9 protein-coding genes are annotated in these 25,369 nt (G+C 73.5%); 1 reads left to right on the top strand and 8 read right to left on the bottom strand.

Going from position 1 to position 25,369, the window contains the following annotated elements; all coding sequences use genetic code 11:
- Nucleotides 1–61 precede the first annotated feature (61 nt).
- The 8 genes from WMF29_RS12855 to WMF29_RS12890 form a co-directional block, all read right to left on the bottom strand.
- Entirely contained in the window at nt 62–11,539 is an 11,478-nt protein-coding gene (locus WMF29_RS12855) for an amino acid adenylation domain-containing protein (protein WP_437329114.1), read from the bottom strand.
- Nucleotides 11,536–12,603 carry an AMP-binding protein gene (locus WMF29_RS12860; RefSeq protein ID WP_437329115.1) on the bottom strand — a complete coding sequence of 356 codons (1,068 nt, stop codon included), beginning with the start codon at nt 12,601–12,603 and terminating at the stop codon, nt 11,536–11,538. The genes WMF29_RS12855 and WMF29_RS12860 overlap by 4 nt, the downstream gene beginning before the upstream one ends.
- 46 nt (nt 12,604–12,649) lie before the next feature.
- On the bottom strand, nt 12,650–13,639 hold the full coding sequence (gene sbnB / locus WMF29_RS12865; protein ID WP_437329116.1) for a 2,3-diaminopropionate biosynthesis protein SbnB: 990 nt from the start codon (nt 13,637–13,639) through the stop codon (nt 12,650–12,652).
- Between the two features lie 15 nt (nt 13,640–13,654).
- Complete coding sequence (sbnA, locus tag WMF29_RS12870; protein ID WP_437329117.1) at nt 13,655–14,620, bottom strand: 2,3-diaminopropionate biosynthesis protein SbnA; 966 nt, start codon at nt 14,618–14,620, stop codon at nt 13,655–13,657.
- Between the two features lie 102 nt (nt 14,621–14,722).
- Nucleotides 14,723–16,726 (bottom strand): carbamoyltransferase family protein, encoded by a 2,004-nt coding sequence (locus WMF29_RS12875; RefSeq protein WP_437329118.1) that lies wholly within the window; start codon nt 16,724–16,726, stop codon nt 14,723–14,725.
- Nucleotides 16,720–17,961 (bottom strand): acyl-CoA dehydrogenase family protein, encoded by a 1,242-nt coding sequence (locus WMF29_RS12880; protein ID WP_437329119.1) that lies wholly within the window; start codon nt 17,959–17,961, stop codon nt 16,720–16,722. Before WMF29_RS12880 ends, WMF29_RS12875 begins: the two co-directional genes overlap by 7 nt.
- A gap of 171 nt (nt 17,962–18,132) precedes the next feature.
- On the bottom strand, nt 18,133–20,106 hold the full coding sequence (locus WMF29_RS12885; RefSeq protein ID WP_437329120.1) for a carbamoyltransferase C-terminal domain-containing protein: 1,974 nt from the start codon (nt 20,104–20,106) through the stop codon (nt 18,133–18,135).
- Between the two features lie 132 nt (nt 20,107–20,238).
- The gene (locus WMF29_RS12890) at nt 20,239–21,303 is read right to left on the bottom strand and encodes a sigma 54-interacting transcriptional regulator (RefSeq protein WP_437329121.1); all 1,065 of its coding nucleotides are present in this window, start codon (nt 21,301–21,303) and stop codon (nt 20,239–20,241) included.
- 870 nt (nt 21,304–22,173) lie between these two features.
- Here WMF29_RS12890 and treY point away from each other — a divergent pair.
- On the top strand, nt 22,174–25,368 hold the full coding sequence (gene treY / locus WMF29_RS12895) for a malto-oligosyltrehalose synthase (protein ID WP_437329122.1): 3,195 nt from the start codon (nt 22,174–22,176) through the stop codon (nt 25,366–25,368).
- Nucleotide 25,369 lies beyond the last annotated feature (1 nt).

Here is a 25,369-nt window from a genome sequence, read left to right on the forward strand (position 1 = left end):
AAAGGCCCTTGCCTGGCAACGAGCGCGGCAGGGCGGCGAAGCGCGGCGGCGCGAGCGCCGATCACCCCGGCGGCCGCGCGGCTCCGGCGCCTTCGCGCGGGGCGCCGGGGTCCGCCTCGAGCAGCGCGGCCCGGATGCGCTCGGCGAGCGCGCCGACGTGCGGTCTGCGGAGCAGCGTGTAGTGGTCGCCGGTCGCGACGTGGCTCCGCAGGCCGGGGGCCCACTTCGCCCACGCGGGCCGCGGATCCCTGCGCGGTGAGGCCTCGGCGCGGAAGAGCTCGACCCGGGCCGAGACCTCGCCGGGGGCGTAGCGCGCGAGCAGCGCCGCGTTCCGCTGGAACGCGTCGAGCAGCGCCTCCAGCTCGCCGAGCGTCGTCCCGCGGGGCAGCGCGCCGAGCTCCTGCGCGCGTGCTAGCAGCCACGCGGCGTCGGCCGCGCCGCCGTCCGGCCCGGCGAGCGCCGCGGCGGCCGGCGCGCCCGCGATCCGCGCGAGATCCGCGGCGAACTGAGCGATCGGCGGGAGGTCGTCGCCGGGCTCGTCGAACGGGGGGAGGTACGCGTCCACGAGGACGACGGCGGCCACGCTGCGCCCGCCGCGCTCGAGGACGCGCGCCATCTCGAACGCCACCACGCCGCCCATCGACCAGCCGCCGAGCAGGTACGGCCCCTCGGGCTGGACGCGGCGGAGCTCCTCGCAGTACGCCTCGGCCATCTCGCCGACGCTGGCGAGCGGCCGCGGGGGGGTCTCCAGCCCGAACGCCTGGATGCCGTAGAAGGGCCGATCCCGCCCGAGCTCGCGCGCGAGATCCGCGTAGCAGAGGACGTTGCCGCCGATGGGGTGGACGAAGAAGAGCGGCGCGCGGGCGCCCCCTTCGTGGAGCGGGACCACGACGGAGGCGCGGCCCCGCGGCGCTCCCCGATCCTCGCGCAGGAGCGCCGCGAGGCCCTCCACGGTCGGCGCGCGGAACAGGCTGGTGAGCGGCAGATCGCGGCCGAAGCGCCCGCGGATCTCGGCCATGAGCCGCACCGCGAGCAGCGAGTGCCCGCCGAGCGAGAAGAAGTCGTCGGTCACGCCGACGCCGCCCTCGCCGAGGAGCTCCTCGAACAGCGCGCAGAGCTCCAGCTCGAGCCCGGTCCTCGGCGGGACGCGCGCTCCGCCCGCGAGCGCCGCGAGCGCCGCGGGGACGGACGCGGCGAGGGCCCGGCGATCGATCTTGCCGCTCGGGGTCTGCGGCCACCGCTCGACCGGCGCGATGACCGGCGGGACCATGTAGTCGGGCAGCCGATCGGACAGGTACCCGCGCAGCGCGTCGCTCGCCGCGGCGCGCCCGCCGCGCGGGATGAAGAAGGCCGCGAGCCGCACGTCGCCCGGGGCGTGCTCCCGCGTGACCACCGCCGCCTCGGTCACGTCGGGGTGCGACGCGAGCACCGCCTCGATCTCGCCGAGCTCGATCCGGAAGCCCCGGATCTTGACCTGCTCGTCGAGCCGGCCGAGGAAGTCGATCTCGCCGCTCGGCAGCCACCGCACGAGATCGCCCGTGCGGTAGAGCCGCGCCCCCTGCGCCTCGGGGAACGCCGCGCGCACGAAGCGCGCTGCGGTGAGGTCGTCGCGGTTCAGGTAGCCCCGCGCGAGGCCGATCCCGCCGATGTGGAGCTCGCCGGGGATGCCGACGGGCGCCGGCTGGCCCCGCGGGTCGAGCACGTACGTCTGCGTGGTCGGCAGCGGGCGGCCGATCGTTGGCCGCGCGACGTCGGGCGCGTACTCGGCCGCGGTCGCGAGCACCGTCGCCTCGGTGGGGCCGTATCCGTTGACGAACCGCCGGCCGCGCGCCCACCGCCGCGGCAGCTCCGCGGGGCACACCTCGCCGGCAACGCACAGCACGCGCAGGTCCGGGAGCGTGTCGAAGCCGACCGCCATGAGCGCCGAGGGGGTCAGCGACGCCACCTGGATCCGCTGCTCGCGCAGGAGGTCGACGAGCCCCGGCCCGGGCATCAGCGCCTCGGCGCGCGCGAGGCACACGACGCCGCCCGCGGAGAGCGGCACGAAGATCTCCATCACGGAGACGTCGAAGCTCAGCCGGGTGAACTGGAGGACGCGGGTCCCCGGCTCGACGCCGAGCAGCTTGCGCTGCGCCACGGCGAACGCGGAGAGCGAGCGGTGCTCGATGAGCACGCCCTTCGGGCGCCCTGTCGAGCCGGAGGTGTAGATGACGTACGCGAGGTCCTCGGGGAGCGACCCGGCGTCGGGGGCGTCGGCCCGCTCGTGCGGGAAGGCGGGCTCGCTCTCCCCGAGCCGCACGACAGGCGGCAGCGCCGCGGGCAGCGCGGCGAGGAGCTCCGGCTGGGCGATGAGCAGCGCGGGGCGCGCGTCCTCGATCATGAAGGCGAGCCGATCGCGCGGGTACGTCGGGTCGAGCGGCACGTACGCGCCGCCGGCCTTGAGCACCGCGAGGAGCGCGACGATCATGTTGGGCGAGCGCGGCAGGCACACGCCGACCAGCGCGCCGCGCCGCACGCCGCGGGCGCGGAGGTGGTGCGCGAGCTGGTTGGCCCGGCGGTCGAGCTCGCCGTAGCTGACCGTCGCCCCCTCGAAGAGGAGCGCGGCCCGCCCGGGCGCCTCCCTGGCCTGCGCCTCGAACAGGCGGTGCGCGCACGCGGCCTCCGGGGCGGGCTGCGCCGATCGGCCCCCGCTGAACGCGTGCACCACGAGGTCGCGCTCGTCGCGCCCGAGCAGCGGCAGGTCGCCGACGCGCAGCTCGGGCTGCGCGGCGCTCGCCGCGAGCAGCGCCTCGAGGTGGCCCCGCCAGCGCTCGATCGTGGCCCTGTCGAACAGATCGGCGCTGAACTCGATGCCGCCGGAGACGGCCTTGTCGTCCTCCTCCAGCGCGAGCAGGAGGTCGAACTTCGCTGTCGCCGTGTCGACCTCGAACGGCGAGGCATCGAGGTCGCCGAGCCTCCGCGGGCGCTCCGGCGCGCCCTGGAACGCGAAGGCCGCCTGGAAGAGCGGGGTGCGGCCGAGGTCGCGCTTGACCTGAAGGGCGTCCACGACCTGCTCGAACGGGACGTCCTGGTGCTCCTGGGCCTCGAGCGTCGCCTGCCGGACCCGCCGCACGAGCTCGACGAACGTGGGGTCGTCGTCGACGCGGACGCGCAGGACGAGCAGGTTCACGAAGAAGCCGACGAGCGGCTCCATCTCGACCTGCGTGCGGCCGCTGACCGGCGAGCCGACGGCCACGCCGGCGCGGCCCGTGTAGCGGTGCAGGAGGGCGACGAAGCCGGCGAGGAGCACCATGAACATCGTCGCGCCCTCGCGCCTGCCGAGCGCGCGGAGGGCCTCGACGAGCGGCGCGGGCAGGCTCACCGGGACGGTGTCGCCGCGGTGGGAGAGGGCGCTGCCGCGCGGCCTGTCGGTGGGGAGCTCGAGCGGCTCCAGATCGGACAGCTGCCGCTTCCAGTACTCGAGCTGCCCCCGCCACGCGTCGGCCTGGGCGCGCTGCCAGATCGCGACGTCGGCGTACTGCACCTGGAGGGGCGGCAGATCCGGCGCGTGGCCAGCCCGCGCGGCCTCGTAGAAGGCGGACAGGTCGCGGAACAGGACAGGGATCGAGCCACCGTCGCAGGCGATGTGGTGCGCCGTGACGAGCAGCACGTGCGCCTCGTCGGAGAGGCGGATCAGCGCCGCGCGGATCGGCAGGCCCGAGGCGAGGTCGAACGGCCGCCGCGCCTCCTCCTCCGCGGCGCGCTGCGCTGCCCGGTCCCGCTCGTGCCGGGGGACGGCGGACAGGTCGACGAGCCGCAGCTCGAGGCGCGCCTCGGGGAGCACGACCTGGAACGGCTGGCCGTCGCGCGCCTCGATCCGGGTGCGCAGCGCCTCGTGGCGAGCGACCAGCCGATCGAGGCTCCGCTCCAGGGCGACGCGGTTGAGCGGCCCGCGGAGCAGCACCCCGATCGGCATGTTGTAGACCGCCGTGCCCGGCTGGAGCGCCTCGATGAACCAGAGGCGCTGCTGGGCGTGGGACAGCGGCGCGTCGCCGCCGCGGGGCGCCGAGCGGAGCGGCTCGGGCGCGCCGCGGCGCCCGTCCAGCCTCGCCCGATCGATGCGCTCGGCGAGGGCCGCGATCGTCGGCGCGTCGAACGCGGCGCGCAGCGGCAGATCGACGCCGAACAGCCGCCGCGCGCGCGCGATCACCTGGACCGCGAGGAGGGAGTGCCCTCCGAGCGCGAAGAAGTCGTCGGTCGTCCCGATGGCGCCGCGGCCGAGCACCTCGCCCCAGACGCCCGCGAGGGCCTGCTCGGTCGGCGTCGCCGGCGCGCGCCGCGCCTCGCCCGCGATGTCCGGCGCGATCTCCGGGGCGATCTCCGGTCGACTGGGCGCCGGGAGCGCCTTCCTGTCCACCTTGCCGTTGGCGTTGAGCGGCCACGCGTCGAGCTCGACGAAGGCGGACGGGACGAACGGCTCCGGCAGCCGCTCGGCGACGAGCGCCCGCAGCGCCTGCGCGTCCACCGGCCGCCGGACGAGGAGGTAGGCGACGAGCCAGCGGCCCGAGGGGCCGTCGTCCCGCGCGAGCACGAGCGCCTCGCGCACGTCCGGGTGCGCCGCGAGCGCGGCCTCGGTCTCCGCCGGCTCGACGCGGAAGCCGCGGATCTTCACCTGATGATCGAGCCGCCCGAGGTACTCGAGCTCACCGCTCGCGAGCCAGCGCGCGCGGTCGCCGGTGCGGTACATCCGCGCGCCGCGGGCCTCCTCGAGCGGGCAGGGGACGAACCGCTCGGCCGTCAGCTCGTCGCGCCCCAGGTAGCCGCGCGCGACGCCCGCGCCGGCGATGTAGAGCTCCCCGGCGACGCCGACGGGCACCGGCTGCAGCCGCGCGTCGAGCACGTAGACCTGGGTGTGGTCGATGGGCCTTCCGATCGTCGGGCGCGCCGCGGCGGTCACTGTCGCGCCTGTCGAGTACGTCGTGGTCTCGCTGGGGCCGTAGAGGTTGAGGAGCCGCTCGACGTGCGGCAGCGCGAGCACGTCGCGCGCGAGCGAGGCGCGGAGCGGCTCGCCGGCGAGGCACACGGTCCGCACCGACCCGGGGATGCCCGACACCGCGAGGAGCGCCGCCGCGGCGGAGGGCACCGTGTTGACGAGCGTGACCTCGTCGCGGCGCCGGTGCGCGGGCAGCGCGAGCGCGTCGTCGGCGAGGACGATCTTGCCGCCCCAGCAGAGCGGGACGACGAGCTCGAAGACCGAGAGATCGAAGCAGGTGGACGTGGACGCGAGCACGCCCGCGAGCTCCTGGTCCGAGAACGTCCGCCTGGCCCACCACGCGAGCGCGACGGCCTGGCGGTGCTCGATCACGACGGCCTTGGGCCGGCCCGTCGAGCCGGAGGTGTAGATGAGGTATGCCGCCTGGTCCGGCCGCCCCGCCGGCAGCGCGTCGCGCGGCCCGCCCTGCGCGTCCGCTGCGTCGTCGGCGCCCGCGACGATCTCGTCGAGCAGGAGCACCTCGGCCGATCCTGCTGGCACGAGCCCCGACAGCGCGCTCTCGGTCACGAGCAGGTGCGCCGCCGCGTCCTCCAGGATCACCTGCAGCCGCTGCCGCGGGTAGCCCGGGTCGAGCGGCACGTGGACGCCGCCGGCCTTGAAGATGGCCCAGAGGGCCACGACCATGTCGAGCGTCCGCCGCACGCACAGGCCCACGCGCGTCTCCGGCCGCACGCCGAGCGCGCGCAGCCGCAAGGCGAGCGCGTCGGCGCGGCGGCGGAGCTCGTGGTACGTGAGCTCGCCGGCCTCGGACGCCACGGCCACGGCCCCGCGCGACCGCTCTGCCTGCGCGTCGAAGAGCTCGTGCAGGCACGCGGCGGGCGGCGTCGGCGCGCTCGTCGCGTTCCACGCGATGAGGAGCTCCCGCCGCTCGCTCGCCGTGAGCAGCGGGAGCTCGGCGACCCGCGCCCCCGCGTCCGAGGCCACGGCGCGGAGGATCGTCTCGTAGTGCCCCGCGAGCCGCGCGGCGGTCTCGGGGTCGAACAGATCGAGATCGAACTCGAGCGCGCCCTCGATCGCGTCGCCCGACTCGGTGAGGAAGAGCGTGAGATCGAACCGCGCCCGCTCCACGTCGAGCGGGATCGGCGACGCCTCGACGCCCGGCAGCGCGAGCGCGGGCGGGGGCACGTTCTGGAGCGCGAACATCACCTGGAACAGCGGGTTCCGGCTGAGATCACGCTCCACGGCGAGCGCGTCGACGACGGCCTCGAACGGCAGATCCTGATGGGCGTACGCCTCGAGCGCGTCCGCCTTCACGCGGCCGACGAGCTCCGCGAAGGTCGGGTCCCCGTCGAGCCGCGCGCGCAGGACAAGGGTGTTGACGAACAGCCCGATGAGCGGCTCGAGCTCGGTCCGCCCGCGGCCGGCCACCGGCGTGCCGACGCAGAAGTCCTGCTGGCCGCTGTACCGGTGGAGCAGCGCCTCGAAGGCGGCGAGGAGCGTCATGAACAGCGTGGCCCCGAGCTCCTGGCTCCGGCGCCGGAGCGCGGCGGCGAGGTCCTGCGGCAGCGCGAACCGGTGCGTGCGCCCGCGCGACGAGCGCGCCGCGGGGCGGGGGCGGTCCGTGGGGAGGTCGAGCGGCGGCGCGCCGTCGAGCCTCCGACGCCAGATCTCCCGCTCTGCCGCCAGCACCTCCGGGGTGAGCTCCTGCCGCTGCCACGCGGCGTAGTCGGCGTACTGGACCGGCAGCGGGCGGAGCGCCGGCGCCGCGTCTCTCGCGAACGCCGTGTAAGCCGCCGTGAGCTCGTGCGCGAGCACGCCGAGCGACCACCCGTCCGAGGCGATGTGGTGGAGCGTGACGACCAGCACGTGCTCGTCGCCCGCGAGCCGGAAGAGCGTCGCGCGCAGGAGCGGCCCCTTCTCCATGTCGAACGGGTTCGCGGCCTCCCGCGACGCGTCGCTTTGTAAAGTCATCTCCCGATCGCCCGCGGGGACCTCGGAGAGGTCGACGAGGGGGAGGGGCCACGCGTCGGGCGTCCGGCCCGCGCCCTGGAAGCGCTGGACAGGGCGGCCGTCGACCGCGTGGATCGTCGCGCGCAGCACCTCGTGCCGCCGCACGACCTCGGCGATCGCGCGCGCGAGCGCCGTGAGGTCGAGCGCGCCGCGCAGGCGGAGCGCCGCGGGCACGTTGTACGTGGCGCTCTCGGGATCGAGCTGATCCAAAAACCACAGCCGCTGCTGCGCGAAGGACAGCGGCGCCTCCTCGCCGACGCGCGGCGCCGGCGCGAGGGGCGCCTGCGCCCGGCGCGCCTCCCCGCGGGTCGACCGCTCGATGTGCGCGGCGAGCCGGGCGATGGTCGGCGCCTCGAAGAGCGACCGGACGCCGACGTCGACGCCGAGCACGTCGCGCAGGCGGGCCGCCGCGCGCGTGGCCGAGAGGGAGTGCCCGCCCATCGCGAAGAAGTCGTCGTGGACGCCGACCCGATCGAGGCCGAGGACGGCGCGCCACACCTCGCCGATCGCCTGTTCCAGGCCGGTGCGCGGCGCCGTCTGCGCCGCGAGCTCGCCCGGGGCGTTCCACGTGGGCGCGGGCAGCGCTTTGCGGTCCACCTTGCCGTTCGCGCTCAGCGGGAGGGCGTCGAGCGCGACGATCGCGGCCGGGATCATGTAGCCCGGCAGGCGCGACGAGAGCTGGTCCTTGAGGGCGCCCGGCTCGAAGGACGGCGCCTCGGGGACCACGTAGGCGACGAGCCGCGGCTCCCCCGGCGCGTCCTCGCGCGCGACCACGACGACATCGCGGATCCCGGCGCACCGCGCGATGACCGCCTCGATCTCGCCGAGCTCGATGCGGAAGCCGCGGAGCTTGATCTGGTGGTCGATGCGCCCCAGGAACACGAGCTCGCCGCCGGGCAGCCGGCGCACCAGATCGCCCGTCCGGTAGAGGCGCGCCCCCGCCGCGGTGGAGAACGGATCCGGAAGGAACGCCGCATCCGTGCGCTCCGGGTCGAGGAGGTACCCCCGGCCGACCCCGTCGCCGCCCACGTACAGCTCGCCGGCGACGCCGAGCGGCACGGGCTGCCGCCGTCGATCCAGCACGTAGAGCTGCGTGTTCTGGATCGCGCTGCCGATCGGCACGTACGCCGCGTCCTCCGCAGGGGGCTCGGTGATGACGTGCTGGGCCACGTCGTCCGAGCACTCCGTCGGGCCGTAGGCGTTCATCAGCGGGATCCGCGGGTAGAGCGCGAGCCACCTGCGCGCGAGATCGGGGGGGAGCGCCTCGCCGGTGAGCACGAGCCACCGCAGGCCGTCGAGGCGCGGCCGCCACGCCGGGCGCGCCTCGAGCTCGTCGAGCGCCCCGCGCAGGAGCGACGGCACGATCTCCAGGACGGTGATGCCGAGCTCCCCCACGGCGTCGAGCAGCCGCACGGGATCCGTCGCGATCTCGTCCGGCACGAGGCGGCACGTCCCGCCGGCGAGCAGCGGGGAGAGCAGCTGCCACACCGAGATGTCGAAGGTGATCGGCGCGGTCTGCGCGACGACGTCCTCGGGCCCGATGCCGAGGGAGCGCACCTTCGCGAAGAGGTGGTTGAGCATCCCCCGGTGCTCGACCATCGCGCCCTTGGGTGCGCCGGTCGATCCGGACGTGAAGATGACGTAGGCGAGGTGCTCCGCGCGCGCGGCCGGAAGCGCCCCGCGCTCCGCCGCGGCGTCGGCGAGCAGCGCGCCGGCCGGGAGCACCTCGAGCGCCCCGGCGCCCGCCGCGGCGATCTCGTCCAGCAGCGCGCCCGGGATCGCGGCACCCACGAGGAGGGGAGGGCCGCCCGCGCGCGCGAGGATGTCGGCGTTGCGCCGCGCCGGGTGCGCGGGATCGAGCGGCACGTACGCGCCCGCGGCCTTGAAGGCGCCGAGCGCGAGCAGCATGAAGTCGAGGTCGCGCCGCGTCAGCAGGGCGACAAGGCGATCGGGCCCGACGCCGCGCGCCGAGAGCGCCCGCGCCACGCGGTCGGTGGTGCTGTCGAGCTCCGCGTACGAGAGCCGCTGCTCGCCGCACGCGACGGCGATCCGCTCCGGCGTCCGGGAGGCCTGCTCCCTGAAGAGATCGTGGAAGCAGGCGTCCCGCGGGAAGGCCGCCGCGGTGTCGTTGCAGCCCGCGAGCAGGTAGCGCTCCTCCTCGGGCGGGAGCAGCCGGAGCTCGTCGATCGGGCGATCCGGCTCCGCCCCGGCCGAGCGAAGGAGCTCGCCGAGGTGGCCCGTCATGCGCTCGATCTCGTCGCGCGCGAAGCGGTCCGCGCGGAACTCCAGCGCGGCGGCGAGCTCGCCGTGGAGGCGCGCAACGCTCAGCCCCAGATCGAACTTCGCCGTGCCCTCCACGGCCCCGTCGGGGGCCCAGAGCACGGGCCGCCACAGCGCCCCCTCGACCTCCGCCGGCGGCTCCGAGGCGCTCTCCAGGACGAAGCTCGCCTGGATCAGCGCGTCCCGCTCCCCGTCCCGCCCCGCTGCCGGGGCCGCGGCGCGCGCGACCTCGTCGAACGGCAGCTCGGCGTGCTCCATCGCCTCGGCCATCGTCCGGCGCACGCGGCGGACGAGCTCGCGGTACGTCGGCCTCCCGCCGAGATCCACGCGCAGGACGACCGTGTTCGCGAAGAAGCCGACGACCCCCTGGTGCTCGGGGCGGCTCCGGTTGGCGACGACGACGCCGATCCCGAGGTCCTCCTGCCCGGTCGTGCGGTGGAGCAGCGCCGCGTAGACGGAGGCCAGCGCGACGAAGAGCGTCGCGTTCTCCGCCCGGGCGACGGCGAGCGCCGCCTCGACGTGCGGCGCCGAGAGCGCGAAGCGGACCGTCCCGCCCGCGAACGGCGACGCCGCAGCTCGCCGGCGCTCGGCGCCCAGCTCGAGCCGCGGCAGCCCCTCGAGCTTCGCCTTCCAGTAGGCCCGCGCCGCGTCCATCCGCGCGAGCGCGGCCCGCTGCGCGCGCGCGTAGTCGGCGTACCCGTACGCGTGCGGCGGCGCGTCCGCGCGGCCGGCGCCGCGCGCGGCGTAGCTCGCGGCGAGATCGCGGACGAGCACCTCGATCGACCGGCCGTCGGTCACGAGGTGGTGCTGCGCGAAGAGGAGCACGTGGTGGCGCTCGCCGAGCGAGACCAGGCACACCCGGAGGAGCGGCCCCTCCTCGAGCGAGAACGGCGCCTGGCCCCACGCCGCGGCGAGCTCGCGCAGGCGCTCCTCGCGCTCCTCCGCGCGCGCGGCGTCGTCGACAACCCGCGCGCGCGCGAGGGGCACCGCCACCTCCGGCAGCACGATCTGCCGGGGCTCCCCGGCGATCTCGCGGAACACCGTGCGCAGCGCCGGGTGCCGGCGGACGACGGCCGCGAGGCTCTCCTCGAGCCGCGCCTCGTCGAGCGCCCCGACGATCCGCGCGCCGAACACCACGTGGTAGAGCGGGCTCTCCGGAGCGAACCGGCAGAAGAACCACAGGCGGAGCTGGTGCGACGAGAGCTCCGCCGGCTCGCCGTCCGCCGCGGCGGGCGCGGGGGCCGGCCCGGCGGCCGGCGCGTCGACCGCCGCCGAGAGCGCCGCCGAGAGCTCCTCGACCGTCGTCGCCTGCCAGAGCAGCTGCGGCGGCACCGCGGCGCCGAGCAGCTCCTCGAAGCGCGCCTGGAGCTCGACGCTCGCGAGCGAGTCGAGCCCCAGCGCCATCAGCTTCGAGGTCGGGGTGACGCTCCCGAGGTCCACCCGCGCGAGCCGGGCGAGCTCCTCGCGCACCACCTCGACGAGCAGGCCCACCCGCCCCGGGGCGGGCACCGCGCGCAGCGCGAGGCGCAGCACCCGCGCCGGATCGGCCGCCGCGCGCGCGCCCTCGGCCCCCGCGGGCGCCGGCGCCTCCTGCGCCACGGACACCGCGAGCGTCTCGAGCGTCCCCTCGCGGAAGCCCTGGGCGCACGCGTGCCGCTGGACCTTGCCGCTCGACGTCTTCGGCAGGGTCCGCGGGCGGAGCAGCAGCACCGCGTGCGGCTGCACGTCGTGCTCCCTGGCGACCGCCGATCGCAGCGCCTCCACGACGTCCGGCGGCGGGTCGCCGCCGCGGCCGTCGAGCTCGGCCGCGACGCCGAGCCGCTCTTCACCGCCGACCTCGATCGAGAACGCCGCGCAGCAGCCCGGGCGAACGCGCGGGTGCGCGGCCTCCACCGTCCGCTCGATGTCGTCGGGGTACAGGTTTCGCCCCCGGATGACGATGAGGTCCTTGATGCGCCCGGTGACGAACAGCTCGCCTCCCGAGAGGAAGCCGAGATCCCCCGTCCGCAGGTACGACGCCTCGCCGTCGCCCTGGAGGCGCGCGCCGAACGCGCGCGCTGTCTCCTCGGCGCGGCCCCAGTACCCCCCGGCGACGCTCGGGCCGGCGATCCAGATCTCGCCGATCTGCCCGTCCGCGACCCGCTCTCCGCGCTCCGGCGACACGACGGCGATGCGCGCCCGGGGTGCCCCGGACGACACGAGCCGCCGCGCCCCCGCGGCGGCCGGCTCCACCGGGAGCGAGACCCCTCGCGCGAGCGCGCCGGCGTCGACGCTCACGCCGGTGGGCGGCGCGTCGCGGAGGCCCCGGAGGCGAACAGCGTCGCCTCTGCGAGCCCGTAGCACGGGTAGAACGCCTCCCGGCGGAAGCCGCAGGGCGCGAACACCGCCGCGAACCGGTCGAGCGTCTCGGCGCGGATCGGCTCCGCGCCGTTGAACGCCACCGTCCACGAGCGGAGGTCGAGCGCCGCCAGATCCTCGCGGGTCGCCTTGCGCGCGCAGAGGTCGTACGCGAAGTTCGGCCCGCCGCTCGTCGTGGCGCGGAAATGGGAGATCGCCTTGAGCCACCGGAGCGGTCTCTCCAGGAACGCGAGCGGCGACATGTGCGTGCACGGAAAGCCGACGAAGATCGGCTGCAGCACGTTCCCGATGAGCCCCATGTCGTGGAAGAGCGGCAGCCACCCCACGCCCGACGAGCCCGCGTCGTGCTCGAAGCCGGCGCGGATGGCGCGCTCGTTGGCGATCACGTTCGCGTGGCTCACCATCACCCCCTTGGGGTGCCCGGTGGAGCCCGACGTGTACTGGAGGAACGCGAGCGTCTCCCCGGAGATGTCCGGCGCGCGCCACGCCGAGGCCGCCCCGGGCTCGAGCGCGTCCGTCGCGATCCAGCGGAGCTCCGAGAGCTCGGGCGCCTGCGCCCGGAGGGCCTCCGAGAGGGAGGCGATCAGCCCGGTCGTGAGCACGAACCTCGCGCCGGCGTCGCGGGCGATCGCGCGGAGGCGCGGCAGGGTGCGATCCAGCTGCGCCGGGTTCGGCGGGTACGTCGGGACGGCGACGACGCCGGCGTAGACGCAGCCCATGAACGCCGCGATGAAGTCGAGCCCGGGCGCGTAGAGGAGCAGCGCGCGGTCCGCGGCGGCCCCCGCCGCCTGCAGCGACGCGGCGATGCCCATCGCGCGGAGGTGGAGATCGCGAAACGTCCACTCCTCGGAGCCGCCGTCCACGTCTCCGGTGGTCAGGAACCGAAAGGCGAGGGCGTCGCCCTGGGCCTCCGCGCGCAGCCGGAGGAGATCCACGAGGGTCTCGCAGCGATCCAGACCGCCCAACAACACATCACCGTTCATCGAAGCTCTCCAGCGCCCTGTCGCGCTCTGCGAAGCCCGCCTGGCGTCAGCGCGTCATGTCGAAGAAGTCGTCGATCCACACCACGTCGCCCGCCGCCTCGGCGCGCGCGTAAGCCCACCTCGCCACGGCGAGGTCGAGCGTCCCCATGCCGAACGGCGAGAACACGATCGGCTTCGTCCGCGGCGCCGCGCGCTGCCCGAGGAGCACCTGGGCGAGCGTCCCCGTCACGAACTCGCGCCCGCCGGACTCCTGCTCTGCGAGGTGCAGCGACGTCCCGGCGCTCATCACGTGCTCTACGCTGTCCACCACGTTGAACGAGGAGAGGACGACGCGCGGCGACAGGTCGCGCAGCGACAGGTGCAGCACCACCGGCGCGTGCGAGAACCAGGCCGGATCGTGGACGTGCGGCGTGGCGGCCGAGGTCGTGAAGACGAGGAGATCGCTCCGCCGCACCACCGACTCCAGGTCCTTCGCCACATGGACGTCGCGGCGCCGCTCCGGCGCGAAGGCGACCTCGCGGAACCGCTCCGGCTCCGCGGGGTTCGTGTCGAACAGGAGCACCTCCGGGATCTCCCAGCCGAGGCGCGACAGGAAGGACACCACGTACCGCGCGATGAGCCCCGTCCCGACGATGCCGAGCGTGCCCGCGCGCCGCCCCCCGGAGAGCGCCGCCGCGGCCGAGACCGCCGACGCCGCGGTGCGCGCCGCCGAGATGATCGAGCCCTCGAGGCACGCGAACGGATAGCCGTTGTCCGCCCGGTTGAGGACGATCACCGCCGACGCCCGGGGGATGCCTTGCCGGATGTTCGCCGGATAGCTGGCGATCCACTTGATCCCCGACACGGGCTCACCACCGCCGAGGTGGGCTGGAAGCGCGATGATCCGCGCGTCCGGCCGGTCGGGGAAGCGGAGGAAATAGCTGTTGGGACAGACCACCTCTCCCCGGTGGCCTGCGAGGTACACGTCCTCGACCGCCTTGACGCACTCCTCGGGGCTCTCCTCGATGAGGCGGCGGATGACATTGCCAGATACCACACCAAAGCGCATCGCTCATCCCTCGGCGTAACGCGACGCCCAAGCAGGGTTGTAAACAGTGTCCAGATAAGGCACGCCGCGGTCCGCGCAGAGGAACAGGACCTTCGGCCTCACGAGGCCGGTCGCCTTGCTGAAATAGCGCTGGATCGCGGCGTAGACCGTCCCCGTCGAGCCGCCGACGAGCAGCTTGTGGCGGTCGAGGAGGGTCCGGCACGCGGCGATCGACTCGACCTCGGGCACGATCACCACATCGTCGATCAGCGCCTCGCGGAGCAGATCCGGAACGACCCCCGCGCCGATGCCCGGGATGCGCCGCGGCCGCGGCGGGCCGCCGAAGATCACCGAGCCCTCGGCGTCCACCGCGACGATCTTCACGCCCGGGAAGTGCTCCTTCAGGCGCCGCGAGAGCCCCGCGATCGTCCCCGCCGAGCTCACGGCGACGAACACGAAATCGAGGGCCGTGAACGCCTCGCAGATCTCCCGGCCCGTCGTGTGGAAATGGGCCATCATCCCGTCAGGGTTCTTGTACTGGTTGGGCCAGTAAGAGCTCGGGAGCGCGGCGCAGAGCGACTGCACCCGGGCGAGCCGCGTCTTCAGGAATCCCCCGGTGTCGTCGCGCTCCTCCACCTTCACGACCCTCGCGCAGAGCGAGCGGAGCACGTGCTCGTTCACCGCGGAGATGTGGGGATCGATCACGGGGATGTAGTCGAGCCCGAGGAGCTGAGCGTACGCGGCGAGCGCGATCGCGAAGTTGCCTGACGACGACTCCACGACCGTCGTCCGCGGGTCGACCTCGCCGCGCTCGATCGCCGTCTTCAGGATCCAGAGCGCGGGGCGGTCCTTGATGCTCCCGACCGCGTTGCAGTACTCGAGCTTCACGGAGAGATCGAGCCGCTCGTGCTCGAGCTTCACGACCGGCGTCCCACGGAGCATGCTGACGAGCGTGGCCGCCCGCGCCAGGAGTTGCTCTTGTTTAAGCATGCAAGCTTCACCACCCTCAAGACAGCGGACAGGCGACGCGCGAGCGGACGAGGGCCCTCGCGCCAAAGGCTCATCACGAGACGACGGACAGGCGCTCTCGCTCTAGGCTCCTCGCGGGCGCAGGGAGACGAGCCGCTCCGCCCAGAGCCCCTCGAGCTCCTGGGCCGCCTTCTGCGCGCGCGCGGGCTCGTCCACGCCGGCGTCCGCGAGCAGCTCGGCCAGGGAGCGCGCCCCGTCCGCGCGCATCAGCGCCTCGCCCAGGTCGGCCGACACGCTCACCCGCGCGCCGGCGTCGTACGTGTTCCGGAGCTCGAAGGCCGTGGCCGCGCGATCCATCGCCACGAAGCGGCGGATCTGGTCCACGCGGACGTGCCTCGGGATGTCGACCGCGAGCGTCGCCACGTCCTCCCACGTCCACGCGCGCTTCTCGACGAAGAAGCCGCCGATCGCGAGGTAGTTGAGCCCGGTGGTCAGGAAGCTCGTTACCACGTCGTGCGCGGAGTCGACGATCGGCTCCACGTTGTTGTTGAACGAGGTGTTGAGCAGCACCGGCACGCCCGTCCTGTCCTTGAACGCCTTGAGGACGCCCCAGAAATGCGGGTTCGAGCCCCGCGCCACCGTCTGGACGCGGGCCGTGCCGTCCACGTGCGTCGTCGCCCCGAGGACGCTCCGCTTGTCCTCTCGGACCTTCAGCACGAAGATCATGAACGGGAACTCGCCCTCACCGGGCGGGAGCTCGAAGAACTCGCGCGCGTCCTCCGCGAGGACGGCCGGCGCGAACGGCCGGTAGGCCTCTCGCTTCTTGACCATCGCGTTCACGAGGTCCTTGTTCGCGGCCGGCCTCGGGTCGGCCAGGATGCTCCTGTGCCCGAGCGCCCGCGGCCCGAACTCCGATCCTCCCTGCGCCCAGCCGACGGCGGCCCCGGCGGCGATCACCTCGGCGACGCGCCCCGGCAGATCCTCGGCGCGCTCGTGGCGGAGGAAGCGGGACCACCCCGAGAGCTCGCGCTCGATCTCGGCCTCGCCGCCCACGTCGCGGCCCCAGAACACGTGCTCGATCCGCCTCCGCGACTTCAGCGCTCCCGCGGCGAGCGTCGTGTGCAGCGCCGCCCCGAGCGCGCAGCCCGCGTCGTGCGCCGCCGGCTGCACGAAGACGCGCTCGAACATCCCCGAATAGAGGATCTTCCCGTTCATCGTGCAGTTGTGCGCGACCCCGCCGGCCAGGCAGAGCCGCGTCTTGCCCGTGGCCTCGCGCTCGTGGCGGATCACGTGCAGCGCGAGCGCCTCCAGGGCCTCCTGCAGCGACGCCGCGACGTCGCGGTGCTGCTGGGTGAAGGGCCCGCCCTTCCTGCGCACCTCGATCGCCTGCGCCAGCGCGCCCACGCGGTCGCGGTGGATCTCGTAATCTCCGTCCGGCAAGAGCGTGTAGAGCGAGCTCATCAGCGCGCGGTACCTCGCCGGATCGCCGTAGGGCGCGAGCCCCATCACCTTGTACTCGTCGAACACCCCGTATCCGAGGAGCGCGATGACGGAGACATAGAAGTTCCCGAGCGACTTCGACTCCGGGATCGTCTTCAGCACGTCGATCCTGTCGCCCGAGCCCACGGCCACGAGCCCGGACAGGAAGTCTCCCGACCCGTCGATCGCCACGATCAGGCTGTCGTCGTACCCCGACAGCAGGTACGTGCTCGCCGCGTGCGCCTGGTGGTGCGGCACGAACACGATCTTGTCGCGGTCGATCGGGCGCCCCAGCCCCTGGCCGAGCTTCGCCGCGAGCAGCGTGCGCGCGTCGATCCGCGGCAGCGCGCCCCCGGTCAGGAGCCGCACCCGCCCGAGGAGCGCGTTGCAGTACTCCTCGCTCGCGTAGAACGCGATCCGGTCCACACGATCGATGTCGACGCCGCCCCGGGCGAGGCAGAAGCGGATCGCCTCGATGGGGAACTTGTTGGAGTGCTTGATGCGGTTGAGCCGCTCCTCCTCGATCCCCGCGATGACCTCCCCGCCGTCGACGAGCACGGCCGCGCCGTCGTGCGTGAAGCTCTTCGGGATGTCGTACATCTCCTCGTGGGCGAAGCTCAACCCGCCGGAAAGGCCCAGCGTCAGCATGTCTCCTCCTTGCCGCTCGCGCTCATCGCGCCATCGAGCCACGGCGACGACGCCGCGCCGTCGAACTCGCCCTCTCCGAGCGCTCGTCGCCCGTGGGCGCGCTCGATGACGGCGTTCACCTCCGGCCCGAGCGGGCCGAAGACGACCTCCTTGCACAGGCGCTCCAGGGCGCCGTCCCCCGCGTACGCCCGCGCGCCGACGATGCCGCGCGCCGCCGAGACGGTCTCCTCGGCGCACCTCGTCCCCGTGTACTTCGCGGCCCCGGCCAGCTCGTAGAGCCGCGGCAGCCGCTCGGCGCGGTCCCTCGCGGAGGCGATCGTGCCCATCGCCTCGCCCGCCTCGCGAACCGCCGCGCACGCGGCGCGGTAGCGGATCACGAGGCGGCCGATGTCCACGACCATGCCGTCCAGCTCGGCGAGCGGCGCCCCGTCCCGGCCGCGCACCGTACGGAGGAACCGGCGCGACTCGTCGATCGCCTGCGCCGCGGCGCCGAGGTACAGCGATGGAATCAGCACCTGGTGCCACACCATCTCGAACAGGAGGAGCTGCACCACCTCCGGCCCGGGGCCGCCGAGCAGGAGGTCCTCCTCCGGCACGAAGAGATCGTGGAACACGATCCGGCGTGTATCGGAGTCGAGCATCGCGTCCGGGAACAGGTACGGGCCTATCTCGACGGCCGGGTTGCCCCGCGGCCGCGTCATGAACACCGCGGGGAAACCCTCCTCCAGCGCCGTCGTGAAGATCAGGAGATCTCCCTCGGTCGCGAGGGACGTGTACGACGCGGCGCCGCTCACCACGTGGCCTCCGGGCACCTTCCGCGCCCGCGTCCCCACCGCGTTCACGCGGTCCGCGTGGACCCGCGAGTTCGTGTTGGCCACGAGCCGGCGCCCCTCGACGACCTCCGAGAGCAGCGCGCGCCGCCGCGCGTCGAGCCGCGCGTCGTCCGCGATGGGGAAGGTGGCTATCGCGGAGGTCACGTAGAAATGGTTCTCCACCGCGAGCGCGACAGCAGGGGAGATCCCCGCGAGCCGGTGCAGCACGTGCGCGCACGCGCGGAACAGGCCTGCTGCGTCTCCCTCGTAGATGCGCCCCAAGAAGGGCAGATCCGTCGACCGGAACACCCGGTAGAAGGCCGGCAGATCCCGCTCCGCGAGCGCCTTCTTCAGCGCTTCTGCCGCGAGCTGCGTCTGCCGATCGAGGTCGATCCTCGGGCGCGCCTTGCGTCCAGCGCTCATGGTCATGTCATCCGAGCTCACAGCGCTCTTCTCCTTGCACCCGTCGTGTCCCGAGCCCCGCGGCCGCTCCGGCCTGCGTCGTCTCTTCCCTGTGCGCCCGGCCGGCGCGCTCACTGCACGTCCGTGAGGCCGGCGCGCTCTTCACGCGCGTCTGGCTTCGGCGCCCGCTCTTCACCCGCGCTCGGCCGGCGCGAGCCGGACCAGCCGCTCCGTCCAGAGGGCCCAGAGCTCGCCCGCGACGTCGGCCCCCGCGCCGTCGAGCAGCGACGACAGCGGCCGGCTCCCGTCGGCCTTCACCAGCGCCTCGTACGCGGGGCGCGAGATCTTCCGGCGTATCCCGCGGTCGTAGCTCGTCCGCAGCTCCCACGCGTCGCCGATGCGCGTGCCGTCGAGCCACCCGCGCGTGCGGCACACCTGGGTCGAGCGCGGGATCTCCACGACCATGCCGAGCCTGGCCTCCAGCGACGGGTCCTTCTCACGGACGAGCACGTCGTCCACGAAGGCGGCCTCGAGGCGGCTCGTGAGGAGCAGCGCGACAACGTCGTCGACCGTCTCGGCGGGCGGCTCCGCCCCGTGATCGAGCGACGTCGCGAGCAGCGCCCCGACCCCGGAGATCTCCTTGAACGCGCAGAGCAGCGCGAACAGCCGGGGATCCGCCTCCTTCAGCACCACCTGCGCGCGGACCGTGCCGTCCGCGTGCAGCGCCGCGGCGAGCGCCGCGCGGCGCTCGCGCCTCACGCGGAGGGCGAAGCTCTTCCAGCGCAGCTGCTCGGCCGGGCAGGGCAGCATCAGGCACTCGGCCGCGTCCTCGGCGAGCATCGCGACCGACAGCGGCCGGTGCGGCGCGCGCCGCTTCAGCTCGTTCAGCGCCTCCCGCCGCCGCTCGTCCCGCGGATCGGCGACGATCGCGCGGCGCCCGAGCGCCACGAGCCCCATCTCCGATCGCCCGTTCGCCCAGCCCACGGCCGCGCCCCCGGCGATCAGCTCCGCGGCCTCGCGGGCCGGATCGGCCGGACGCTCCGCCGTCACGAGCGCGCCCCAGCGCCTGAGCGCCGGGATCACCGCGTCCGCGTTCCCGATGTCCGAGCCCCAGGCCACGTTGTCGAGCGGGGCGCGGCGCGGCGGCGCGTCGCTCGCGAAGAGCGCGGCCCCGAGGGCGCAGCCCGCGTCGTGCGCAGCGGGCTGCACGAACACCTCGTCGAACAGGCCGCTCGCGAGGACGCGCGAGTTGACGGCGCAGATCTGCGCCCCCCCGCCGGCCAGGCACAGCCGCCGGAGCCCGCTCTTCGTGCGGTGGTGGCGCAGCACGTGGAGCACGATCTCGGAGATCGCCTCTTCCAGCGCGGCGATCACGTCCTTGTGCGCCTGCTCCACCGGATCGCCGCGCAGCCTGCCCGGCGCCCTCGAGAGCACCGCCGCGAGGTTCTGGAAGGCGAGATCGTAGTCGCCGTCCGGCAGCAGCCTGTACACCTCGCGCATCGCGCCGCGGAGCGCGGCGGGGTCGCCCTGCGGGGCGAGCTCCATCGCCTCGGCCTCCTCGAACGGGCTGTATCCGAGCGCGCGGATCGTGCGATGGCACAGCTCGCCGAGCGACTTCTGCGGTGAGAACGCCGCGAGCGACGTGAGGCACGACCGGCTCCCGCTCGCCGACGTCCCGGCGAGGACCCCGCCCTCGTTGTCGATGACGTAGACGAGCGCCTGATCGAAGCCCGACACCGCGATGGCGCTCACCGCGTGCGTCATCATGTGCGGCACGAAGACGAGCCGCGCCGGATCGATCGCGCACCGCATCTCCCGCTGGATGGCCGCGTGCAGCAGACCGCGCGCGTCCGGCACGCCGGCGAGCTCCGGGAACGCCGCGCGCAGGCGCCCGACGAGCAGGTTGGCCGTCTCCTCGCCTGAATAATAGGCGATCCGGTCCACGTCCGAGAGCGCGACGCCTCGCTGTCTCAGGCAGGCGCGCAGCGCGTCGAACGGGAACTTGTTCGTCCGCCGGACGCGGTTCAGCCGCTCTTCCTCGATGGCGGCCACCACCTGCCCGTCCTCGACCAGCACGGCCGCCGCGTCGTACGTGAAGAACTGCGGCGAGTCGTAGCGGCAGTCGTAGACGGGATCCAAGCCTCCTGCGAGGCCCAGAGTCAGCATGCGCTCCTCCATCCTTCTCGGTCGGGACGTCCACCGCCCTCCCGGGTTCCGTCTCAGCCGTTTCGCAAGGGTCGTTCCATCGACCGGCGCGACGGTTCCGGCGGCGCCCTCGGGAGGGGGTGATCTATTTCGTTAAGATTCTTTAAGAAGCTGGAGAAATGTGGAGCGATGGGGGGCGAGCGCCGCGCGGATCTTCGCCGACGCGCGCTCGAGGATCTCGGTGCTCTGGAGATCCTTCGGCTTGATACCGAGCTTCGCGAGGCGGCTGTAAACGTACGGCAACGAGCGATCGATTCGCCGCGACAGCTCGCGCGCGTTCCTGGTCTCGCTGGCCCACGTCAGGAAAAGGAGGTCGTAGAGCTTCTCGACCTCTTGTGGGTGCACCTGGGATACCGCCGCTGTGTCGTCGTGGGGGGGCGCGCCCTGCTGGGCCAGGAGGTCGAGCGCGCACGCGGCCCGCCAGTTTTGCTCGACGGTCCGCTCCGGGTCTCGCACGAGGAAGTACCGCTCGACGGCGTTGCGGAGCTCGCGGACGTTGCCCCTGTACACTCCGTTGCTCGCGAGCTCGCCGATGGCGCTCACCTCGCGCGCGGGGAGGAGCGTGCGGTAGCGCTCCCCGAGCTCCAGGGCGAGGACCCGCGAGAGGCTGCGCAGGTCCTCCCGGCTGGGCGGCGGCACGACGATGGTGAGCACGCTGAGCCGGAAGAACAGGTCGGCTCGAAACGTCTTGTCGAGACCGGCGGCGAGGTCCCGGTTCGTGGCGGCGAGGACGCGGACGTCGACGCTCTTCTCCTCGCTGCCGCCCACGGGCCAGAACGAGCCGTCCGCGAGGAAGCGGAGGAGCTTCGCCTGCGCCTCCGCCGGCAGCTCGCCGATCTCGTCGAGGAACAGGCTGCCTCCGGACGCGAGCTCCACCACGCCGCGCTTCGATACGGTCGCCCCCGTGTACGCGCCGCGCACGTGGCCGAACAGCTCGCTCTCGAACAACGTTTGCGTGAGGGCCGCGCAGTTGACGGTGATGAGTCGGTGCTTCGAACGCTTGCTGTGCTGATGGATGTCGCGCGCGAGGATGTCTTTCCCCGCCCCGGTCGGCCCGACGATAAGGACCGAGCAGTCTGCGGACGCTGCCTGTTTCGCGAACCCGAGCGCCCTGCGCCGCGCCTCCGAGTGCGCGACGAATCTCCAAGAGCTGGTCATCAATACCTCTCCTGATCCTTCATGACGGAAACAGTTGTTGTCTCACTCCGCCCGCGAGTACGGGCATTTGGCAACATATCGTTTCCCGAGCGTGCACCTCCGGCCGCGCGCCGCCGAGCATGCGCCGGCCGAGCCATCTCGACGGCGGGCCCAGGAGACACGCGAAGAGCGGGCGCGGGCGGTGCAAACGAAAACGAACGCCGGAGCAGGAATGCGCTCGCCGTGATGTTCGCGGGGGCGGCTCCGGGGACCCGACACGGCCCGTCGTCTCAGCCCGGGCAGCGGGGCGGGGCGGGGCGGGCGACTGCGCGCTGCGTGGATGCTCTTTCGATGCCGAGAGGTTGACGTATCTGTTATCAGGACGGCGTCGCCATGGCGGCCGCCGTGTGTCACGGTCACAGCCTCACGGGATCATGACCGCATATCAGCCGATGTGCTTCAGAGCGAGGGTGCGCGCTCTTCGCAGCAAAGCTCCCACCGCGTCGAGATCGCGAAACATGCAGTCGGGCCGCCTGAACGGCGCTTGGCATTCGGGTATCGGTGCGGCCATGCACGAAGGGGTGGAACAGCAAAGGAGAACGGTGGCGATGAGGGGGTTGAGCGTTCCCATGGGAAGCGCAGCGCGCTGACGGCGACCCCTTCGACGACGGCTGAACTTGGCGACGACGGCTGAGCCTGGCGCGCGCCCGACAGCGGCTGAGCCCGTCACCCCTCCATGCCTGATGCCGGCGCTGCTGCGTTCCCCGTAGGCGCATCAGGTCTTTCCTTCGTGCCGCAGGCCGGAACGGCAGGAGCCGCGCGAGCTGCGCAGATCCGCGGATGCCTGTCGCTTCGTTCGCAGTAGATTCTGCCGCCGGAGGCAACCGAGGGATGACCGGAACGTCGGACGAACAGCAGACGAGCGGCCACGTGGACGGCGCCAACCTGCAGGCGATGGCAGCGCAGCTCGTCGACGCGGCGTGCGAGGGCGTGGCGCCTCGCCTGCCGCGCGCCACCTACCGCGTGCAGCTCAACAAGGACTTTACCTTCGAGCAGGCGCGGCAGGTCGTCGCCTACCTCGACGCCCTCGGCGTCAGCGATCTCTACTCTTCGCCGTTCTTTAAGGCGCGCCCCGAGAGCATGCACGGCTACGACCTCGTCGACCACAACGCCCTCAACCCCGCGATCGGCGAGCGCGCCGACCTCGACCGGCTCACCGGCGAGCTCGCGGCGCACGGCATGGGCCTCCTGCTCGACTTCGTGCCCAACCACATGGGCATCGGCACCTCCGAGAACGCCTGGTGGAGCGACGTCCTCCAGAACGGCCCGAGCTCGCTCTACGCGCCGTTCTTCGACATCGACTGGGCGCCGCTCAAGACGGAGCTCAAGCACAAGGTGCTGCTCCCCGTGCTCGGCGACCACTTCGGGCGCGTGCTCGAGCGCGGCGAGCTCAAGATCGAGTTCGACAGCGGCGCGTTCATGCTCCGGTACTTCGATCACGTCTTCCCGGTGAACCCGCGGACGTACGGCATGATCATCGGGCCGCTCGTGCCCGGGCTCGTCGCCGCGCTCGGCGAGGAGCACGACGCGCTCCTCGAGCTGCAGAGCATCCTCACCGGGCTCCGCAACATGCCGCCGCGGACCGAGACACAGCGGGCCAAGGTGATCGAGCGGCGCCGGGAGAAGGAGATCCTCAGGCGGCGGCTCGCGTCGCTCGTCGCGGACTCGCCCGACATCGCGGCGGCGGTGGCCGAGGGCGTCCTGCGTATCAACGGCAAGGCGGGCGATCCGCGGAGCTTCGACCCGATCGAGGCGCTGCTCGAGGAGCAGGCCTACCGCCTCAGCTTCTGGCGCACCGCCGCCGAGGAGATCAACTACCGCCGGTTCTTCGACATCAACGACCTCGCGGCGATCCGGATGGAGCACCGGCCGGTGTTCGCCGAGGCGCACCGCCTCGTCTTCGAGCTCTGCGAGCGGGGCCAGGTCACGGGGCTGCGCATCGACCACCCCGACGGCCTCTGGGACCCGATCGGCTACTTCGAGGATCTCCAGCAGGGCTACGTGCTCGAGCGCTGCCGGCGCCGCTTCCTCGCCGAGGCTGCGGGCGAGCCGGAGCTGCGGCACGACCCGCGCCGCCGCCCCGAGGCCCGCTTCGCCCGGCTGGAGCCGGCCCTCCGCGCGGCCCTCTCGGAGCGCGCCGCGCGCGGCGCGCTGAACGCGCGGCCGCTCTACGTCGTCGTCGAGAAGATCCTCGCGCGCGGCGAGACGCTGCCCGAGGCCTGGCCCGTCCACGGGACGAGCGGCTACGACTTCACCGCGCTCGTGGGCGAGCTCTTCGTCGACGCCTCGAGCGAGGGGCAGATGAACGCGATCTACGAGCGGTTCATCGGCGAGCACATACCGTTCGAGGCGCTCGTCTACGAGAAGAAGAAGGTGATCCTCCGGACGGCCCTGGCGAGCGAGCTCAACGTGCTCACCCACGCCCTGAACCGGCTCACCGAGCGCGACCGCCGCTTCCGCGACTTCACCCTGGGCTCGCTCAACGAGGCCCTGCGCGAGGTCATCGCGTGCTTCCCCGTGTACCGCACCTACATCAACGATCGGACGCCGGCGATCTCCGATCACGATCGCGTCGCCATCGGCCGCGCCGTCGCCCTCGCGCGCCGGCAGAACCCGACGATGGAGGGATCCATCTTCACGTTCGTGCGCTCGGTCCTCATGCTCGACGGCACGGATCTCTTCCGCGAGGAGGACCGACACCTCTTCTGCGACTTCGTGATGAAGTTCCAGCAGCTCACCGGGCCGGTGATGGCGAAGGGGCTCGAGGACACGTCGTTCTACATCTACAACCGGCTCGTGTCGCTGAACGAGGTCGGGGGCGAGCCCGAGCGCTACGGATCGAGCGTCCTCGCGTTCCACCGCGGCAACGTGCAGCGGCACAGGGCGTGGCCGTACTCGATGCTCGCGACGTCGACGCACGACACGAAGCGGAGCGAGGACGTGCGGGCGCGCATCAGCGTGCTCTCGGAGCTGCCGTCGGCCTGGGAGGAGGCGCTCCACCGCGCCGCCGCCGCCGCCGCGCCGCTCAAGGCCGAGATCGAGGGCCGCCTCGCGCCGGACAGCAACGAGGAGTACCTCTTCTACCAGACCCTCCTCGGCAGCCTGCCGATCGAGCCGCTGCTCGGCGGCGAACGCGAGCCACCCGGCCCGCGCGCGCCCGAGGGGGACGCGCTCTCGGCGTACGCGGACCGCCTCGTGGAGTACATGCGCAAGGCCACGAAGGAGGCGAAGGTCAACACGTCCTGGATCGACGCGCAGCCCGAGTACGACGCGGCCGTCGAGGCGTTCGTCCGCAAGGCGCTCTCGTCCGCGGAGGTCCTGGGCGCGCTCCTGCCGCTCGCGCGCGTGGCCGCGTACCACGGCATGTGGGGCTCGATCTCGCAGACGCTGCTGAAGCTCACCTCGCCGGGCGTGCCCGACATCTACCAGGGCAACGAGGTGTGGGACTTCAGCCTCGTCGACCCGGACAACCGCCGCCCGGTCGACTACGCCGTGCGCGAGCGGGCGCTCGCGGAGATCCGCGCGCGCCGGCGGCCCCGCGGAGGGGGCCGCGCGCTCGCGCGCGAGCTCTGCGCCGAGGCGCGCGACGGCCGCGTGAAGCTGTTCGTCACGCACGTCGCGCTCGAGCTGCGCCGGCGCCACCCGGAGCTCTTCGGGGCCGACGGGGACTACGCGCCGCGCGCCGTGATCGGCGAGCGCGAGGCCCACGTCGTCTCCTTCGCGCGCCGCGCGCCGGACGGGCGCTCGATCGTCGTGGTCGCGCCCCGGTTCAGCGCGCGGCTGCTCGGCGGCGCCTGCTCCCCGCCGATCGGCGCGGTGTGGGCGGGCACGTCGGTCGACGTGGAGCCCGGCCTCTACACCGATCTCTTCACGGGCGCCGAGCTCGAGGCGTCGCCCTCCGCCCCTCCGCCGCGCGGCTCGGACGCGCCGCCCGAGCCGGGCGACGGCGCGGCGCTCCCGCTCGACCGCGTGCTCTCCGACTTTCCCGTCGCCCTGCTCCTGCGGGCGGCGCAGCGAGGCCAGTGAC

Source organism: Sorangium sp. So ce381, assembly GCF_051473845.1.
GTDB lineage: Bacteria > Myxococcota_A > Polyangia > Polyangiales > Polyangiaceae > Sorangium > Sorangium atrum.

Bases quoted from the DNA above. Each gene is read 5' to 3' on its own strand.
- WMF29_RS12860 (WP_437329115.1), bottom strand. From the start codon at position 12,603: ATGAACGGTGATGTGTTGTTGGGCGGTCTGGATCGCTGCGAGACCCTC.
- sbnA (WP_437329117.1), bottom strand. From the start codon at position 14,620: ATGCTTAAACAAGAGCAACTCCTGGCGCGGGCGGCCACGCTCGTCAGC.
- WMF29_RS12875 (WP_437329118.1), bottom strand. From the start codon at position 16,726: ATGCTGACGCTGGGCCTTTCCGGCGGGTTGAGCTTCGCCCACGAGGAG.
- WMF29_RS12880 (WP_437329119.1), bottom strand. From the start codon at position 17,961: ATGAGCGCTGGACGCAAGGCGCGCCCGAGGATCGACCTCGATCGGCAG.
- WMF29_RS12885 (WP_437329120.1), bottom strand. From the start codon at position 20,106: ATGCTGACTCTGGGCCTCGCAGGAGGCTTGGATCCCGTCTACGACTGC.
- WMF29_RS12890 (WP_437329121.1), bottom strand. From the start codon at position 21,303: ATGACCAGCTCTTGGAGATTCGTCGCGCACTCGGAGGCGCGGCGCAGG.
- treY (WP_437329122.1), top strand. From the start codon at position 22,174: ATGACCGGAACGTCGGACGAACAGCAGACGAGCGGCCACGTGGACGGC.